The organism is Paenibacillus sp. SEL3 (assembly GCF_054602585.1).
In genome coordinates, this window is the sequence record NZ_CM137725.1 from 5,239,940 (window position 1) to 5,257,687 (window position 17,748).

General features: G+C 44.3%; 18 protein-coding genes. 12 read left to right on the forward strand and 6 right to left on the reverse strand.

From position 1 onward, the window contains the following. Positions 1 to 115: 115 nt before the first annotated feature. Positions 116 to 1,885: a methyl-accepting chemotaxis protein gene (locus ACYCS5_RS24205; protein WP_029514770.1), complete on the reverse strand. Its 1,770-nt coding sequence runs from the start codon at positions 1,883 to 1,885 to the stop codon at positions 116 to 118. Between the two features lie 467 nt (positions 1,886 to 2,352). Here ACYCS5_RS24205 and ACYCS5_RS24210 point away from each other — a divergent pair, with 467 nt between their 5' ends. The 10 genes from ACYCS5_RS24210 to ACYCS5_RS24255 all read left to right on the forward strand — a co-directional run bounded on the left by ACYCS5_RS24210 (position 2,353) and on the right by ACYCS5_RS24255 (position 10,749). Continuing rightward, positions 2,353 to 2,823, forward strand: a complete 471-nt coding sequence (locus tag ACYCS5_RS24210) for a GNAT family N-acetyltransferase (RefSeq protein WP_459760236.1) — start codon at positions 2,353 to 2,355, stop codon at positions 2,821 to 2,823. A gap of 60 nt (positions 2,824 to 2,883) precedes the next feature. Further along, positions 2,884 to 3,552 carry a ribose-5-phosphate isomerase RpiA gene (rpiA, locus tag ACYCS5_RS24215; RefSeq protein WP_430023992.1) on the forward strand — a complete coding sequence of 223 codons (669 nt, stop codon included), beginning with the start codon at positions 2,884 to 2,886 and terminating at the stop codon, positions 3,550 to 3,552. Beyond that, positions 3,552 to 4,001 carry a VanZ family protein gene (locus ACYCS5_RS24220; RefSeq protein ID WP_459760237.1) on the forward strand — a complete coding sequence of 150 codons (450 nt, stop codon included), beginning with the start codon at positions 3,552 to 3,554 and terminating at the stop codon, positions 3,999 to 4,001. The genes rpiA and ACYCS5_RS24220 overlap by 1 nt, the downstream gene beginning before the upstream one ends. 199 nt (positions 4,002 to 4,200) lie before the next feature. Next, positions 4,201 to 4,662, forward strand: a complete 462-nt coding sequence (locus tag ACYCS5_RS24225) for a MarR family winged helix-turn-helix transcriptional regulator (RefSeq protein WP_013309820.1) — start codon at positions 4,201 to 4,203, stop codon at positions 4,660 to 4,662. Positions 4,663 to 4,854: 192 nt separating this feature from the next. Next, the gene (locus ACYCS5_RS24230; protein ID WP_069011378.1) at positions 4,855 to 5,919 is read left to right on the forward strand and encodes a cobalamin B12-binding domain-containing protein; all 1,065 of its coding nucleotides are present in this window, start codon (positions 4,855 to 4,857) and stop codon (positions 5,917 to 5,919) included. A gap of 49 nt (positions 5,920 to 5,968) precedes the next feature. Beyond that, positions 5,969 to 7,684: an ATP-binding protein gene (locus tag ACYCS5_RS24235; RefSeq protein WP_459760238.1), complete on the forward strand. Its 1,716-nt coding sequence runs from the start codon at positions 5,969 to 5,971 to the stop codon at positions 7,682 to 7,684. A gap of 55 nt (positions 7,685 to 7,739) precedes the next feature. Further along, entirely contained in the window at positions 7,740 to 8,993 is a 1,254-nt protein-coding gene (locus tag ACYCS5_RS24240; RefSeq protein ID WP_459760239.1) for an MDR family MFS transporter, read from the forward strand. Between the two features lie 19 nt (positions 8,994 to 9,012). Further along, complete coding sequence (locus ACYCS5_RS24245; RefSeq protein WP_341071970.1) at positions 9,013 to 9,567, forward strand: nucleotidyltransferase family protein; 555 nt, start codon at positions 9,013 to 9,015, stop codon at positions 9,565 to 9,567. 43 nt (positions 9,568 to 9,610) lie between these two features. After that, positions 9,611 to 10,033: a GNAT family N-acetyltransferase gene (locus ACYCS5_RS24250; RefSeq protein WP_029514761.1), complete on the forward strand. Its 423-nt coding sequence runs from the start codon at positions 9,611 to 9,613 to the stop codon at positions 10,031 to 10,033. 71 nt (positions 10,034 to 10,104) lie between these two features. Further along, the gene (locus ACYCS5_RS24255; protein ID WP_039274815.1) at positions 10,105 to 10,749 is read left to right on the forward strand and encodes a GDSL-type esterase/lipase family protein; all 645 of its coding nucleotides are present in this window, start codon (positions 10,105 to 10,107) and stop codon (positions 10,747 to 10,749) included. A 102-nt stretch (positions 10,750 to 10,851) separates the two neighbouring features. Here the strand turns inward: ACYCS5_RS24255 and ACYCS5_RS24260 are convergent, their stop codons facing one another. The 4 genes from ACYCS5_RS24260 to ACYCS5_RS24275 form a co-directional block, all read right to left on the reverse strand. Beyond that, complete coding sequence (locus ACYCS5_RS24260) at positions 10,852 to 11,529, reverse strand: tetratricopeptide repeat protein (RefSeq protein ID WP_029514758.1); 678 nt, start codon at positions 11,527 to 11,529, stop codon at positions 10,852 to 10,854. 172 nt (positions 11,530 to 11,701) lie between these two features. Further along, positions 11,702 to 12,073 (reverse strand): iron chaperone, encoded by a 372-nt coding sequence (locus ACYCS5_RS24265; RefSeq protein ID WP_029514757.1) that lies wholly within the window; start codon positions 12,071 to 12,073, stop codon positions 11,702 to 11,704. Between the two features lie 202 nt (positions 12,074 to 12,275). Continuing rightward, positions 12,276 to 12,806, reverse strand: coding sequence for a GNAT family N-acetyltransferase (locus tag ACYCS5_RS24270; protein ID WP_165147652.1), 531 nt, complete (start codon positions 12,804 to 12,806; stop codon positions 12,276 to 12,278). 270 nt (positions 12,807 to 13,076) lie between these two features. Beyond that, a complete protein-coding gene (locus ACYCS5_RS24275) occupies positions 13,077 to 14,111 on the reverse strand; it encodes a C40 family peptidase (RefSeq protein WP_165147649.1) in 1,035 nt (344 codons plus the stop codon). Positions 14,112 to 14,365: 254 nt separating this feature from the next. Between ACYCS5_RS24275 and ACYCS5_RS24280 the strand changes: the two genes are divergently transcribed. Continuing rightward, positions 14,366 to 15,517 (forward strand): iron-containing alcohol dehydrogenase, encoded by a 1,152-nt coding sequence (locus ACYCS5_RS24280; RefSeq protein WP_459760240.1) that lies wholly within the window; start codon positions 14,366 to 14,368, stop codon positions 15,515 to 15,517. A gap of 95 nt (positions 15,518 to 15,612) precedes the next feature. Here ACYCS5_RS24280 and ACYCS5_RS24285 read toward each other — a convergent pair whose 3' ends face one another. Then, entirely contained in the window at positions 15,613 to 16,275 is a 663-nt protein-coding gene (locus ACYCS5_RS24285; RefSeq protein WP_080710762.1) for a TetR family transcriptional regulator, read from the reverse strand. Positions 16,276 to 16,455: 180 nt separating this feature from the next. Between ACYCS5_RS24285 and ACYCS5_RS24290 the strand changes: the two genes are divergently transcribed. Then, positions 16,456 to 17,577 (forward strand): NADH:flavin oxidoreductase, encoded by a 1,122-nt coding sequence (locus ACYCS5_RS24290; RefSeq protein ID WP_029514752.1) that lies wholly within the window; start codon positions 16,456 to 16,458, stop codon positions 17,575 to 17,577. Positions 17,578 to 17,748 lie beyond the last annotated feature (171 nt).

The window sequence follows — 17,748 nt, forward strand, 5'->3', positions numbered from 1 at the left end:
TATAAATGGTAAACTCAGTAAATGCCTCCGATCCCTTCAAATGCATGAACAGGAGGGAGGCATTACCGAATGAATGATTTACTTATGAAATTAACTTTAAGTCGATAAATGGCTATTATGATTTGCTACGGTTGGTGTCTGCAATTTTGAAATAAGATGTAATTTCTTGAAGCTCTTCAGACATGGATGTCAATTTATGGGATGAATCAATAATCGAATCCAAAGAAGCTTTTTGTTCCTCCACCGTTTGCACAATGTGAACACTGTTATTGGCTGTTTTGGTTACAGTGGAAGAAAGATCGTCTGCTGTCGCTGTCATTTCCTGTGTACCCGCAGATATTTGCTCAGTAGCGCTGGATACTTCTTGGATTTGCCATGCTACATTTTTAGTTGCTTGAAGAATATCATTGAACAGCACGCCTGCTTGTCCAGCAACGACGATTCCGTTTTGAACTTCAACGTTTCCTTGCTCCATCGACTTCACAGCTTGTCCGATTTCATTTTGAATTTCTTCAATCAGTGATGTAATCTGTTTGGTTGCCTCCGCAGATTGTTCTGCCAGCTTACGTACTTCACTGGCAACGACGGCAAAGCCTTTACCTTCTTCACCAACGCGCGCAGCTTCAATAGAAGCGTTCAGAGCGAGCAGGTTGGTTTGACTGGAGATGCCTGAAATGGTACTGATGATATTGCCAATTTCCTGCGAACGACTGTCGAGCAACTTGATGATACGGGAAGTATTGGTTACTGTATCGGTAATCAAGTGCATTTGGGATGACACCTTACTTACAATCTCGTTGCCTTCGTTAGAGCGTTTCTCTACTGAATTGGCTTCTTCCGCAACATTGGAAGAACTCGTGGCAATATTTTGAATGACCGAAGCCATTTCAGCCATGGCACGTGCACTATCGCCTGTTGCTTTTTCCTGCGAACGGATATTCTCCGTGATTTCACTGATGTTTTGATTGATGATGTTGGAATTGATTCCGTTTTGTTCGCAGATTGCGAGTAATTCTTTGGCGGATTCATTGACTTCATCAGTTGTCTGCTTCACTTTAGTCATAATGCTGTTAATATGACTTACCATATCGTTGAAATTCTGATTTACGAGTCCCAAATCATCATGACCTGCATGAATTTGAACATCCAGATTTCCTCTGCTTACTTCGCTGATACCGTACATCAATTGCTTAATCGGGGACAGCGTACGTTTCACAACCCAATATTGAAGCGCCAGGCAGATCAGTAGGAAAATCACTAAAATGGTAGCGCCGCTAATGAGCAGCTTGGTCAATCCTGCAGGTACGGCACCGGCATCTGCATCGACTGCAAAATATGCAAAGATTTTGCCACTTGGATCTTTAATCGGAGTCATCAAAGTCGTCCATGTACCAAAAGTATCATCGTAGAAGCTGGTGAATGTTGGTTTGCCACTGTCCAGCATACCGGTTACGCCTACTGCCACGACATTGGGTTGCTCATACATAGAGCCAACGAGCATCTTATCTTTTTCAAATGCTTCTCTGAGATCCGTTGGCATCGCCACAATAGATGTCAGATTGCCATTTTCGAGCTCCGTCCCGAAAATATAGGCATGAGAGATATTCGGATTCGTCGCCATGATGTTGTCTAGGTACGCGCGGAGTTTGGTTTGAATGGGTCCATCATAATTTTTCTCTTGAACCGCTTGGGTTACTTCATCGGAATTAATGCCCTGTGCCCACTTCAATGTGATTTTTTCCACTTGTCCATGCAATTGGTCTATCAAAATCGTACGTTGGATCAAATAGCTGGACACAATAAGAACTAGCCCAATCAATACGATGTTGAAGAAGGATAATAATAGGTTTTTGGTGAAGAATGATAAGCTACTCCACTTTTTCAAAATGTTCCACTCCCTGGTTGTATTTTTTGTATATGGTGTTGAACCGCTTATCGAATGAGATAATCAAGTCCCCCTTACAAACAAAATAATCGAGATCATAGACCCTTGAATTTTATGTAATAGGTCTTAAGTCCTTTTACAGACAAGTATGATATCCCTATATATATGTCGTACGAAAAGCCCTTGAAATGAATACCTTACACAATAAAAAATTAATTTTTAATAGGTAAACGCTGTCTGTGTTTCAGTATATTCCAATTTATACTTCAACTTGAAATTTGAATTCATTACAGTCCATAAGCAACTATTCAACAGAAACCATCATACTTTATAATAGAGTCAAATGCACTTATCAATTTGGGACATTTTTCATATTTAACGTTGGAAATGCTTGATTTATCGCGGTTTTTGTGAATTGTTTGCAAATGAGTCTTTATATCCATGCAAAGAGAAGAGGGATAAGAAGAATGTCCAAGCTTACGATTTTAAAGGTTGAGAGTAATCACGAGGATCTGCATAAGTTGATTCAAAGGCTGGATGAGGACTTGCTGGAAAGGTATCCTGCCGATGAAATTTACTTGGTTGATTTTTCCAATCCGAAAGTTAAAGAAATGGTTTTCGCTGTTGTGTATGTGGACGAAAAACCGGTGGCTTGTGGAGGGCTTAGGCCTATAGATGCGGAAGAAATGGAGCTTAAAAGATTTTATGTCGATTCCTCTTATCGCAGACAAGGGATTGCGGTGAGCCTATTATCTTTTTTGGAAGAGGAAGCCAGCAAACGGGGAGTTGTAAGAATTAAACTGGAGACCGGAGCGGCTCAACCTGAAGCGATTGCTCTCTATACCAAGCGGGGATACGAACCTGTTGAACGATTTGGGGAGTATGAACACGATGAAAACAGCCTTTGTTATGGTAAAAAGCTGTCTCTATTAATATAAAGCGTTCTCTTATAAAATGGATGATGATCAATACTAGCCTATATAGCGGGAGAGATGATAATGAATTTAAAGCAAAAAGCGGCTGAAAAAGCAGTTGAGGCGATTCAGGACGGTATGAAAGTAGGACTTGGTACAGGCTCGACAGCCTTTTGGGCTATTCAAAAAATTGGTGAGCGTGTAGCGCAAGGATTACATATACAGGCTGTAGCTACATCCCAAGCCTCGGAAGATCAGGCCAGGGAGCTGGGAATTCCCATCATTCCGTTTGATCAGATTGGAAGGCTTGATGTTACCATCGACGGTGCAGATGAAGTGAACGAGCAACTGGTACTGGTGAAAGGTGGAGGCGGAGCCCTGCTGAGAGAGAAAATTGTGGAAAGCAATAGCGACCGATTAATTATTATTGTCGATGAGTCCAAGGATGTGAAGGTACTGGGTGCATTTCCTTTACCCGTTGAGGTCGTACCCTTTGCCAGTGAATGGACGTTGGAGGCCTTGCGGCAGACGGGCTGCAAGGCGGAGTGGCGTATGAAAGACGGCGAGCGCTTCCTTACGGATAACGGTAATTATATTGCCGATTGTCGCTATGGTACGATTGAGAATCCGCAGGAGTTGGAAATCCGCTTGAACCAAATTCCGGGTGTAGTCGATAACGGACTGTTCATTAATATGGCGGACCAGGTTATTATCGCACGGGCCAATGGACAGATCGACGTCCGTATCAAGTAATGTCTAGGACCCGCCTGTTTCAACATGTGGCATTGGTGTTATTGATTTTATATACAGGGCTTCTATTATATTGGATGTTTCTCGGTTTTGGTCGTACATTACGACCGGGACCTCCGTATTCGTATAATATGGTTCCATTTGATACAATCAGGCAATACTGCCGGGCAATGGAGTCGTTTCCTTTTCGGGTATGGGGTATTAATTTGCTCGGTAATATTGGCGTATTCATTCCCTTCGGTATCCTTGTGCCTATCATTTGGGTGTCCATGCGAAGTATAGGCAGTCTGTTGGTAACGATAGTGATCGCACTGGTCATTCTTGAGGTGTCCCAAATGCTGCTGGGCGCAGGTACAATGGATGTGGATGACATCATACTGAATGTTCTGGGAGTATTATGCGGCCGTATTGCCTACGTATTTTTACGTAAGAAGTTAGGGATTGCAATATAATCGTCCTGCTCTCTGGATCAGTGTGTTAAGACTGGCTGAGAGCGGGCTTTTTTTACATAATGAACTGTAATCTTCACATAATAGACGACAATTCCTCCTTTTTTAGGCCGTAGGAGTAGGGGGAGGAACGCTTAAACTTGACAAAAGCGCACAATTAAGATATCTTGGAATAAAGATATGAGTAACGGAGGCTGTTAATATGTCTGTAAAACCAGATGATCAGGACTTAGCACTTAATTTGTTCGTTGTTCTGGCTCGTGCTTATAATTCGGTCACTTCCCGTACGAATCGGGACATTCATAGTCATGGATTAAATACAACAGAATTTGGTGTGCTTGATCTGCTGTATTATCGGGGACCCCAGCCTTTGCAGAAAATTGGAGAAAAGGTACTAATCTCTAGTGGGAATATTACGTACGTGGTAGATAAACTTCAGAAAAAAAACTTGCTTACCCGTCGTGCATCCCAAGATGATCGGCGTGTGATTTATGCAGAATTGACTGATGATGGACGTCATTTCTTTGAGCAAATATTCCCGCAGCATCATCGTGTTATTATGGAGACCGTGGATGGCTTATCCGTGGAAGAGAAGGAGCAGGCTATTCATCTGTTAAAAAAGCTTGGACTAACGGCTGAGGGGCAGAAGAGTAACGGATCATAAATGGTGCATGTGCAGGTTAAATCTGCTTTAGATAAAATACCGACTTTTCGGTATTTTATTTTTTTGTCGTATTATGGGGGAGTAGGGTTAATGTAGAGACGCAAATCAGGTATAATTGTCTAATAGTCACGTCCGGAACAAATTCCCAGTACCTGTTTCGAATACAAAACCTTGTCGGGGAAGGAGCTGTACATGAGTATACAGCAATACACCGCAGGTGAATCGCTATTGATGCAAGCAGGAGCTTTGGCTGAATTAGTTACCCATAAGCAATACGAATTACAGCCCGATCTTTTGCAGCGTTTTGGGGATAACGGTAAAATAAAGACAAAACAGGATTCCATATATAGTTTGAACTATTTGGCTGAAAGTGTAATCATGAACAGCCCTATTTTATTTACACAGTATGTTTCTTGGTTAAAAAAGCTTCTGGAGGGTTTCGGGATAACCCAAGAAGATTTGAGCATCAATTTCAGATTAATCCAGGAGACGTTGGTAGAGCACTTCGATCATACGAATAAAGTCATGGTGCTGGAGCACCTGGATTTGGGGATACAGCAAATTGGGAAGAAAGAGGAGTATGCCTCTTTTATTACAGGTGATAATCCCTATGCTGCTGACGTGGCTCAATATTTGGAATATTTACTCTCAGGTAATCGCAGACAGGCTTTGGATTGGATCGTTCGCTTGCTGGATGAGGGTATCTCTATTCAACATACGTATAAATATATTTTTCAAATTTCGCAATATGAAATAGGCCGTCTATGGCATGAAGGCAAAATCACCGTCGGTCAAGAGCATTTTTGCACTGCCGTGACTCAATTTATTATTTCAAGCCTGTATCCCAGATGGATGGGGAGTGGAAGTAAGGAACGCTGCCTGGTGGCGGCGTGTGTAGGCAGCGAGCAGCATGAAATTGGAGTGCGTATGCTGGCTGATATATTTGAAATGGATGGTTGGGATACGTATTATTTAGGCGCCAATGTACCTAACCGGAGTTTGCTTCAGGCCATTGTGAGTTACAAGGCGGATGTAGTGGCTATCTCAGCTACCATGGCTTACCATGTCCATCTAGTGAAAGAGTTGATTGCTCTCATTCGGCAAGACCCAACGACTAGCCATGTGAAAATTATGGTCGGAGGCTTGCCTTTTAATCTCGATTCCCTCTTGTGGCAAGAAGTAGGGGCGGACGGATACGCGCCAGGTGCGGAAGAAGCGCTGGAGGTTGCGGGTGACTTACTTTCGCTCAGGAAATAAGGTTAGTTTTGTGAACCTGTAAGTCATTTTGTAAAGGGGGCCTTTTAATATGAAGGAACCGACAGCAGAAATGGCTGTCCTGCGGAAAACGGTCGAACAATTAACGGATGAGATTGTGAAAGGCAAGGCTGAGGAAGAAAAGCTGCTGAATGAATTTTCATCAATGAACAACGAGCTGGTTAATCTGCAGCGTCAGCTTGCCAAAAGCAATGCGGAATTATCACGGACGAAGGAAGAAGCGGTACGGGCTAATGACCTAAAGAGCACTTTTCTGGCTGTGGTTAGTCATGAATTCAGAACGCCAATGAACGGAATACTTGGAATGATCGAAATGTTAGGTTCATCCAAACTTTCCCCGGATCAACGGCAGGCCATCGGTGTGATACGTGAGTCAGCCTCCCTGTTGTTGAACATGATTAATAATCTGCTTGATATATCCAAAGTGGAAGCAGGACAGATGGAACTGGAGATCGGAAACGTTAGAGTTGAGGCGATTATGGGCCATGTTGCTCAGTTGTTGGAGCCGCAAATCTATCAGATGGGTAACCGTTTGAGTATAGAGACCGATACCGATGTGGCAGAGCATCTGGAGGGAGATTCGGCAAGGATCATGCAGATCTTGCTCAATCTGTTGAACAATGCGAATAAATTTACGAGTGAAGGATTGCTCATCGTTCGAACAAAATTAGTGGAAGAAACAAAAGATTCCCAACGTGTTCGGTTTGAGGTGCAGGATTCGGGTATTGGGATTTCACCGGAGGATCAGAATAAGCTGTTTCAGCCTTATGTACAAGCCGGTGAAGGCAGTGCCTCCCAATATGGAGGAACGGGTCTGGGGCTATGGATATGCAGTTCATTTGTGGAACTCATGCAGGGGGAAATTGGGGTCATCAGTGAAGAAGGCCAAGGCTCTACGTTCTGGTTTGAAATTCCCTTCATGAAAGGATCGGGGCAGGCAGACGAAATGGAGAAGCATGAAAATGGTGATTTAAAGGTATTTAGCGAGTTGCTGCGTGAGCATGGTCATTCTCAAACTATTTTGGTGGCTGAGGATAATCGGGTGAATCGTCAGGTGGTGCAATTACAGCTTAACCATTTGGGATTCCGGCATATTGATTTTGCTGAGGATGGACAAGCTGCTGTAAAAGCGGCCTCCGAACGATCCTACGCTTGTATTCTAATGGATCATTACATGCCTCTGCTAAATGGTCATGATGCGGCAAAAGCGATCCGCCAGAGGGAAGCAGAAAACCAGCAACCACCTGTACCGATCATTTCTTTGACCGGAAATGTGTCTGAGGAGGATCAGGCACGGGGCCGGGAGGTTGGAGTGAACGATTACTTGATAAAGCCAGTAACGATTGAAAAGCTCTCTGAAAAGCTTGTCAAATGGCTTCCAAAGCCGGAAACCGAGCCGATTTTGGATAAGAAAGTTATACGTGAAATTATGCTGCTGGACGAGGATGGCAGCACGGCACTACTGGAGTCATTGGTCGAAATGTATACAAGTGATACACCTGCCAAAATCAATAAGTTAAGAGAACTGGCTGCTGTGGGCGAAGTCACAAAAGTAGTAGAGGCTGCTCATGAGTTGAAATCAGGCAGCGTGAGTCTGGGTGTCGGGCGTTTGTCCTCGTTGCTGTCGGATATTGAACAGCTTGCACGGGAGAACCGACTCGAGAATGCGAAAGCGAAGTTGTCTGCGCTCCAATCTGTCTATCAAGCAACGTGTTTAGAACTGGAACGCTATATTCACCAGTGCTAGACCGTTTTCCCCCCTTATTAGACTTGCACGCGGAAGGAGAACGTAAGAGGCATATATGAAAGAACAGTTGCGTTCCATTCACCCGCTGGCTTGGACGATTATTGTCGGTACTATTTTCGGGCGGATGGCGACATCCATGAGTATCCCGTTTTTGTCAATTTACCTTACCACCCGTTTAGGAGTGTCCCCCTTTCATACGGGGGTGATCGTGTCGGTAAGCTCGTTGGTCGGCATTTTTGCCAGCTTTTACGGTGGATATATTTCAGATCGAATCGGACGGCGTAAGGTGATGTTGGTGTCCATTGCGAGCTGGGCGCTTGTATTCGTTGCTTTTGCGTTGGCGGAAGCGGCCTGGGCCTTTTTTGTCATTAATGCTCTAAATGGACTGTGCAGGTCCTTGTTCGAGCCAACCTCGCGGGCGCTGTTATCAGATGTAACCCCCAAGGAGAAAAGACTGCTTATCTATAATATGAGATATGCGGCCATTAATGTTGGGGTAGTGGCAGGGCCGTTGCTTGGTTTGATGTTAGGATCTGCATCCAATGGTATGCCGTTCATGGTAGCTGCTGGTGTGTACGCACTATACGGAGTGCTGTTGTTGATCCAATTTGCCCGTTATGCATCGGATCTGTATATAGGTACAACGGCGAGAGAGGCTCCACTGCGAATGTCTGAGGCATTCCGTACAGCCAGCCGTGATCCGGTGTTTATGCCGATTTTGCTGGGAACGGTATTTTGTGTGATGGGCTATGCGCATTCCAATTCCACAATGCCTCAATTCTTGTCCTTATCCTTCGCGGAAGGAACTCGATGGTTTACATATATGCTGACGGCCAACGCGGTTTGTGTATTGGCATTTCAATATCCGCTGGTGCGGCTGGCAAGCCGTTTTTCCCCGGTGAATTCCCTGATTGCAGGGAATATATGTATTGCGGTCAGCCTGTTGCTGTGCGGTATGCTAAACTCAGGCTGGATGTTTATACTGGATATGGTGCTATTTACGGTTGGTGAAGTGTTATTGTTCACGATGCTGGACGTATTGATTGACCAAATTGCAGATGCTCAATATAAAGGGACCTACTTCGGTACAATCGGATTTAATAATTTGGGAAGCGTGCTGGCTCCTTTATTTGGTGGCTGGTTGCTGGATATCTATGGTCAAACGGCGCCGCTTGTTGTTTTTGTTCCGGTTGCCCTGTCGGTTGTGATTGGCATTCCGTTCCTTCTGGTCGCACGCCGCCGCCTGGTGCAGCGTACAGCACGGATCGCGGCTCAAGGAGGAGAATCGGTGCAGCAACTGTCATCATAAAAAGGGAGTTGAGTGCAGGATGAAGTCGGAAGAAGATGTGCTACGAGTCATACAATATATGAATGATCCGCAGGTACTGGAAGACTTGCGCTATGTGCGAGAGCTGAAGTTGCCGCAAGGATGTATTGCCGCAGGCTATGTACGTAACCGCGTTTGGGATAAGCTCCATGGCTATACAACGGCTACACCTTTAAACGATATAGATGTTATCTATTTTGACCCGAAAAACACGCTAGAGGAACGAGATGAGTATCTAGAGTTGTCCTTGAACCGTAAGCAGGCCGGACGTAACTGGTCTGTCAAAAATCAGGCTCGGATGCATTTTCGCAACGGGGAGGCTCCTTATTCCTCGGTAGAGGATGCGATGAGCCGCTGGCCAGAGACGGCAACGGCGGTGGCGGTTAGATTGAATGACAAGGATCAAATAGAGGTTATTTGTCCGCATGGATTGGAAGATCTGCTGGATATGCGGGTACGGCAAAGCCCTTTGTTTCGTCACACAACGGCTTTTCGGCAGCGTGTATTTGAGAAGCAATGGCTTGATAACTGGCCGTTGCTTATTATGGAGAATTAGAGTGAAATCCTAATTTTAGGATATTAAGGAGAGACGACAAACAATGTTTAAAAATATAAAAATAGATTCAGATCGTGAGGAAGTTCTGGAGCTGTTAACCTACGCCGTGCTGGATCATCCTGAACGCGGAGAAACAGCTTTACGTACCTATCAAGGCTCGGATGACTGGAAGCTGTTCGGTGTAGAAGATGAAGGACTTATTGTAGGTATTGTCGGCTTTGAGGACCAGGAGGATGGAACAACTGTAATTCGCCATCTGGCCGTGTTGCCTGAAAACCGTCATAGAGGATATGCCAGAGGTATGCTACTTACGCTCATTCAGGAGCGTAATCCAAAACGGCTTACTGTGGACACGGATGCGGAGGGGGCAGATTTTTTCCGCAAAGTGGGCTTTGCCGTGTATGGATCAGAGGATTTGCCGGATGGTGGGCAATTCCATTGTGTATATGAAATAGACGAAGAATAAGCGAATCTCCGGGTCCCGCGTCCCTCTTTCTACATAAGATATGTTATGCAGAAAGAGGGAGGTGGGTTTCATTGGCGTACCACTACACAGCGATTGGAGATTCTTTAACAACAGGTGCAGGGACGTTGCTGAGCGGCGGATTTGTACCTATCTATCGGCGAATGGCAGAAAGACATCTGCGTACGCCAGTCAGTTACGAGAATCTGGGAATTAACGGGCTGACATCGCAGGAGTTGCTGTCCATGGTCCGCAACAATCCACTTTTTCGGTCGGCGATCAGCCGGGCTGAACTTATAACGGTAACGATCGGCGGGAATGATCTGCGCCCATACATCAGCGCCCTTGCTGGAGGGTCCGGCTTGTCGGGTTCTTCCATTCCACAAGCGTTGAATCACACAAAAGAACATGTACGCCAAATTGTACATGCCCTGTATCAGATAAAGTCCGGTCAGCGTGAGCCATTTATCATTCGAATGGTGGGATTATATAATCCTTTTCCAGAAGTAAGGGAGGCGGGAGTATATGTGCGTCAGTACAACTCGTTTCTCTATACATTAGGCGGACCGAATTACCGGGTGGCGAATATTTATCCCGCATTTGAGGGCTATGAACGGGCACTACTTTCGTTAGACCGGGTGCATCCGAACAGTCGTGGTTATCGCGTGATTGCGGAAGAGTTGAATCGGCTTGGTTATGCGCCATTAAGGCGAGCGTGAGAGGATGCTTTGGATCAGACAAAGTATATTAAAGAAAGAGGTTCATGATGACAGTAGAAACTGACCATTATGAACCTCTTTGTTTGCGTTAGTAGGCGCTGTTTAGCCGATTGATTTACGAAATAAGCTACGCGCAGCCCACTTGCGCTCACTTCGTTTGCGGTATTTGGGTAGAGAGCGATAGACGGCAATGGACTGGTTAAAGGCTATAGTGGCTTCATCCTTGCGTCCCAGCATACGGTACATCAAGCCTGTCAGATAATAACCCTCGCTGGAAGAAGACTGAATCTCCTGAAATTGCTGCAGATAATGAAGCGACTTATTGACGTCACGTTCCTTGAAAGCAGCGGCTAAATGCAAATAAGGCTCACCGTACTGTACCCGCGGGTTAATATCCAGTGCTTTTAGTAAATGTTGTTCTCCATCCTCCAGATGGTTTGTATGTACTTCAGCCGTTCCCCGTGCGTTCCAATAGTCTGCTGAGTCTTCATAACGGGATTGAATTTCCAATAAGAGCTCCAAAGCCTGCGGATATTTCTTGCTTTCGATCCAGATACGAGCCAAATCGAACCTAGCAGCCACATCGTTGGTGTTTAGCGCAATCTGTTGGCGCAATCGAGCGGCATTGCGTCTTCTTTTCCATGGTTTGCTGATGCTGGGCAATACACCGACAAAGCTACGATCCAATATATAGATCACGATTAAGAGTACGAGCAGTGCCAGAAACGGGTTGCCGAGCAAACTCCATAGTAGAGAGAAAATTAAAAATTTCCCAATCATTTTTCTCCAATCCTCCTGTGCATGTAACAATCCATACTTTCCACATTATAGCATAAGGCCGCTTTAAGGGGCATTAGCCTGATGAGATTTCGAAGGATGGTAGAGGGGGTGAGAAGAAAAACACTTATTTGTGATGCTCGGTGTATAGTTTTACGAGAAAAGGAACCTTTTTTTATTCCCGCCAAAAGGTTGAACAGTCTGCCTTATCCAAAATATTAAACTCGATCATTTTCTCAAGTAATGAGAAATCAACTGGACTATCCCACTGGATACGTACCAACTGCTTGGTGTGATCATAGCCAGCCTGCACAATTAACTCAGAAAAATGATTAATCCCTGCCTTTTCAGGGGCAACGGCCAAATGATGTTTGGCTACGCTAAAGCCAATAATAAATGTGCTGTGATCCGTAAACATAGGCTGATTCCACGCAATTTTTGGCATTAAATTTGGAAATTTCTTGGTTACCCAAGCCAATACTTCTTGCGTTCGAGCCCGATGTTGGGGGTTATCAATATGCGCTAAATATTCTGCAAAAGCTTCCATGTTGTTCCCTCCTTAATTAAAAATTGTATCGTTCAGAGAAGTTCCTCGAACCTATTTGTCGTTAAAACTCCTCATAGAATGGCTCAGACACGTTCTTAACAACACCTATTTCCAACGATATATATTTTCAAACTAGATAGTCAAAATGGTTTACTATCAATTTATCGCAGCAACATGCTTCCCAAGATGTAAACAATACCTTTTATGTCCTGTTATATTCCTCAGAAAGAATAGAGTACAAATATGAATCGTGAAATTCGCCTTTGTAGTACCAGTGTTCTCGCATTATACCTTCACGTTGCATTCCGATCTGTTGCATAATCTTCTCAGAAGCCTTATTTTCTGGACGACATGTTGCATAAATACGATGGACATCAAGTGTGCTAAATCCAAAGCCTAGCAGGGCTCGTGCCACTTCTGTTGCATAACCCTTTCCTTGATAATCTGGGTTTAGAATATAGCCCATTTCTGCATTAGTATCTTTGACATGAATACCAACACCGCCGATCAGGATTCCAGTGTTTTTCAGACATATGGCTAGTTCGTAGTCTTGTCGTGGCATTTCCTGCTGTGAGGCTAGAACTTGTTCTATATATGCCTTTGTATCTTCTTCTGTATTGGGTCCCCATGCTGTGTGCCTAGTAACTTCAGGCAATGACGTGTAGGTATGTATACTTCCCCAATCGGATGTACAAATATCACGAATGATGAGCCGTTTTGTCTCAAATTGCATAACGATTCCTCCTGTCTATAATTAGCATACATATTCGTGTTTTTTGCACATTCTATTAATCCTATTTAAGCAGATCTGATGGGGAAGATCCAAGATTTTGAGAGAAAGTGCTAGAGAAGAGGATCGAATTACGTGTTGAACAATGGGAACGAATCAATACCTTTTGCCACCTGAACGCAAACCGCAAGGGAGGCGTCCGGCAAAAATGCAAACAGAAAATATTGAATGTGGTACTGGAATAGCCCGCTATTATTAGCCATCCAGTTTGTCTTAAAACAGCCTGCGGGCTGTTACGAAACGATTCTGCCATTTACCATCAAGCGTGTCAAAATGAACGCCACGTTCTTTGGAGAATGTATGCAACAATTTGTTGTTCCCTGCATAGATCGCCACATGGCCGATCTCCAGGTCGCGTGCGCTGAAGAACAGCAGGTCGCCTTTACGTAGCTCGTTTAGCCCGACCTTCTGGCCTTCTTTAGCCTGATCGTAAGAGACACGGGGGAGGTCGATGGAGAGCGTATGTCGGAACACTTCCCCCACAAAAGAAGAACAATCAAAGGTCGATGTCTGGCCGCTTGCTGCGCCGAATTCATAAGGAGTACCAAGGAATTTCTCTCCGTAGGCGATGAGTTCATCTCCCTGCCGTTCCACCAGGGATGAGCTGGTATAATCGCTGTATTTGGGTTTAGCCGATATGTATCCGGTCAGGTTGTCTTTAGTGCGCACTTCCAACCAGAGGGCATTGATCTCACGGATGACATGAACCTTTTCGTTGGCTGGAATAAGCCGCAGGGAAGGGGAAGCTCCCGACGAATCCGGTTTGCTGCGCAGGTTGACTCCCGAAAGAACCGTTGTAAAAAAATCGTTACTGGAGACAATCCGAATCGCTCGGGTCAGGGCATCCCACTTCACTGTGCTCCCAAGTGCCTCGCTCACAAAACGTAGTGGAATCATTGTGTTGCCCTCAACAATTTGTCCAGGAACATTCAGGGACAGCGTTTTGCCGTTTAAGGTGGCAGCAAGTTCCCCCATACGGTAGGTCAGCACCGCTTCATTTTTGGTAGCTGTTACGGTTTTGCTGGATTCGTTCCAGGAAAGCTCGGCTCCTTGTGCCTCAAACAACTGGCGCATCGGGACGAGCGCTGTTCCTTCTAGCAGCAGCGGCTGGGCAGCAAGCTGAAGTGGGCGGTCATCTACATAAACGGTCGTCACCGGAGTCAGCGGCACCGACTTCGCATACGACGGGTTTGCTTGGAGCAGCGATACTGCCAGTAGAGCCAGCAATACTCCCTTGTTGATTGTCATGCTGTCATCACCTCGTTGTTAATGTGTTCATCTAAGTTGTACGAGGCTGTCTCCGATTAGTTGTATACCAAATATTGGACTGATTCGAAAAACGTAAACAAACAAAAATAAAACCAATAAATATCTGTGTTTAATTGTTGACATCAAAATAAAATAAAGATAACATTATACATGTGAAATATTTCACTTTTGAGAAATACCCTTATGATTTAGCGAGGCAACAAGAAGTGAATCCTTTAGGAGGCCGATTTTATATGAGCGCACATGTATTTTTTGTACCATCTATCAATCTTATGGGAACAGGCTGTTTGCAAGAAGTTGGGCCGTATATAAAAGAACTGAATTTAAATAAAGCTCTAGTCGTGACGGATAAATTTTTGATGAAGAGTGGTATTGCAGGCAAGGTTACATCTTTGCTGGATTATATTGGATTGAACTATGCGGTATACGATGAAGTAAAACCAAATCCGACCTGTAAAAATGTACATGATGGTGTTCAGTTTCTGCAAGAAAATGAATGTGACTTTTTAATTTCGATTGGCGGAGGATCACCACAGGATACGGCTAAGGGAATCGGCATTATTGCTACCAATGGGGGACATATAACCGAGTATGAGGGCGTCCATAAATCCAAGCATAAATCGCTTCCTATTGTCGCCATTAATACCACAGCAGGAACATCTGCTGAAATCACGATCAATTATGTCATTACGGACGAAGACCGCAAGGTCAAGATGGTTATGGTTGATAAGAATAGTGTAGCTACGATTTCAGTAAATGATCCTGAACTGATGGTAGACAAACCGGCCGCGTTAACGGCAGCTACAGGACTAGATGCTTTGACCCATGCCATTGAAGCTTTGGTTACGCCAGGTGCTTATCCTGTAACGGATGCAACTGCGTTGGCAGCAGTAGAAATTATTTTTAAACATTTAGCTCGTACAGTGAGAAACGGTCATGATATAGAAGCGCGTGAGCAAATGGTATACGCTATTTTCCTGGGAGGACTTGCATTTAATAATGCCGGATTGGGTTACGTCCATGCGATGGCCCATCAGCTAGGCGGGGTATACGATTTGCCTCATGGTGTTTGTAATGCCATGCTGCTGCCAATCGTGGAGGAGGAGAATGCCAAGCACGTACCAGAGAAGTTTCGTGCCATCGCTAAGGTCATCGGTTTTGAAGATAAGGGGAAAACGGATAAGGAATGCGCAGACTATGTAATCCAAAGAATCAAAGACCTGTCGAAGGAAGTGGGGATTCCTTCCAAACTTTCTGAACTAGGTGTAAATGAAGTGGATTTGGATCTGCTTGCCGAGAACTCAATGAAGGATGCTTGCGCTCCGGGCAATCCGTTTATACCTAGCAAAGAACAAGTTATCGAGATGTTTAAGAAAATTCTTTAAATAAAAGATGCAATTATTTTACTAAATACTATAAGGGCTGTCCCAGGAACTGATCGAAGTATACTGGGAACGGCCCTTTTTATTCGCATTTTCTGCTAAGAGATTTGTGAGACTAGAGATAAGACAACCCCATTGAAGATTAAAGGCACAGCTCTCTCGGCTAAATCTGTAGGAGACTCTTTTTTTCCTTCCACATTCCAGCGAAAGGTTACACCATAAATGGACCAGCTTAAAATGGTCGCGGCAAGTTCTAACGTTCTTTGGTCTGTATTATTGGCTTCTCTTGTTATGAGTTGAAGTATGAATTGCTGTAATTGATTCTTAATATGTTCTTCCAGGATCGGTGCCACTGAATTATATTTATGAACGCATTGGTTACTTGAGTCGTGATAGTCACATAACGAAAGAATAAGTTTCTGAATGATCTCCTCCGACAAACGTGCCTCAGCATCAATCCTCTTGATAACATACTCCAAAAATGCATCTGACAAAAGGGTTTCAAGCAGTGCATATTTATCTTGAAAATGTGCATAGAACGTGGCGCGGTTAATGGTGGCTTTTTGGGTAATGTCATTGATCGTAATCGTGTAGAAGTCTTTCTTATTTAATTGGTCAACGAATGCGTCGAGAATTAATCTACGTGTTCGAATGACGCGAGGATCGTTTGGGTTGGGTGAAGTTACACCAGGCATCCTAAAGACACTCCTTTCAGGTAAATCAAATGATTCCCCCATTATAAACATGTGTTGTTTTGTCAACAAGTGAATTTAGATATACAACAATTTCATAACCCTTTTGGTTAAGCAACAGAATGAACATTTTGTCGGTTGAATGATAAATTAAACATTGCTAACATTTCACTTGCACCCCGTTTGAAGATGCACGAGCCTTATATATAATCCTTTAAAAGAATAAAAGAAAATGAGGAGGGACAATCCTTGAGTAATCAACCGCAAAATGTTCATTCAACAGAAGCTTTATTTCAACCTTATACCATTCATAATCTAACCCTACAGACTCGTATTGTAATGCCGTCAATGGGCCGCGCTTTTTCACCAAATGGTGTGCCAGGACCGGATGTAGCCGCTTATTATCGCCGTCGCGCAGAGAATGATGTAGGTCTTATTATTACTGAAGGCGCAGTGATTGACCATCCGGCTGGAACAAGTGAGCCGAGGATACCTAATTTTTATGGGGAAGCGGCTTTAAACGGTTGGGCTGAAGTGGTCAGACAGGTTCATGAAGCTGGTAGTAAAATTTTCCCACAGCTTTGGCATATGGGGATGGCTCGTCCTTTGGGATCTCAGCCGAATCCCGAAGCGCTATCGATTGGTCCATCGGGGCTGGATCTGGAAGGCAATAAAGTGACCGAGCCGATGACAGAAGAAGAAATTGTCAAGGTCATTCGCGCCTATGTCGATGCAGCTGCGAATGCAAAACGACTGGGTTTTGACGGCGTTGAAATTCACGGAGCACACGGCTATCTGGTTGATCAATTCTTTTGGGAGAGGACGAACCAACGTACGGATCGCTATGGTGGCGATATCATAAAACGTGCTCAATTCGCCATTGAGCTTGTGGAAGCTATTCGTGCTGAGGTTGGCCCTGACTACCCTATTGCCATGCGCCTATCCCAATGGAAAATGAATGATTACAACGCAAAGCCGTTCGATACACCGGATAAACTGGAGCAATTCCTGAATGTATTAGTAGAAGCGGGCGTGGACATCTTCCATTGCTCGACACGTCGCTTTTGGGTACCTGAATTTGAAGGCTCCGATTTGAGCTTTGCCGGATGGGTGAAGAAGCTGACTGGAAAAACTACGATTACGGTTGGCTCTGTAGGTCTGGATGAGGATTTTGTAAGTTATATCGAAGGGAAAGGGGCAGGACACCAAGATATTAATGAACTTCTGGAACGGCTCGACAACAATGAATTTGATCTGGTAGCTGTTGGGCGTGCGCTTCTGGGCGATCCTGCATGGGCTACGAAAATACGTGAAGGCCGAATTCATGATCTTCAAACCTTTACACCTGAGATACTTCAAACGCTCAACTAAAACATATCATACTTTGAACATCTCTTCATTTCATAAATAAATACTGTAAGCCAAAATACTCAAAGTCAGGTAAGGAACTTGGGTATTTTGGCTTTTTTATGCGTCTGCGATAGTAATCCACCATGAACCATTATAGATTAAGTCATATTTGCTTTTAGTTCAGACTGACAC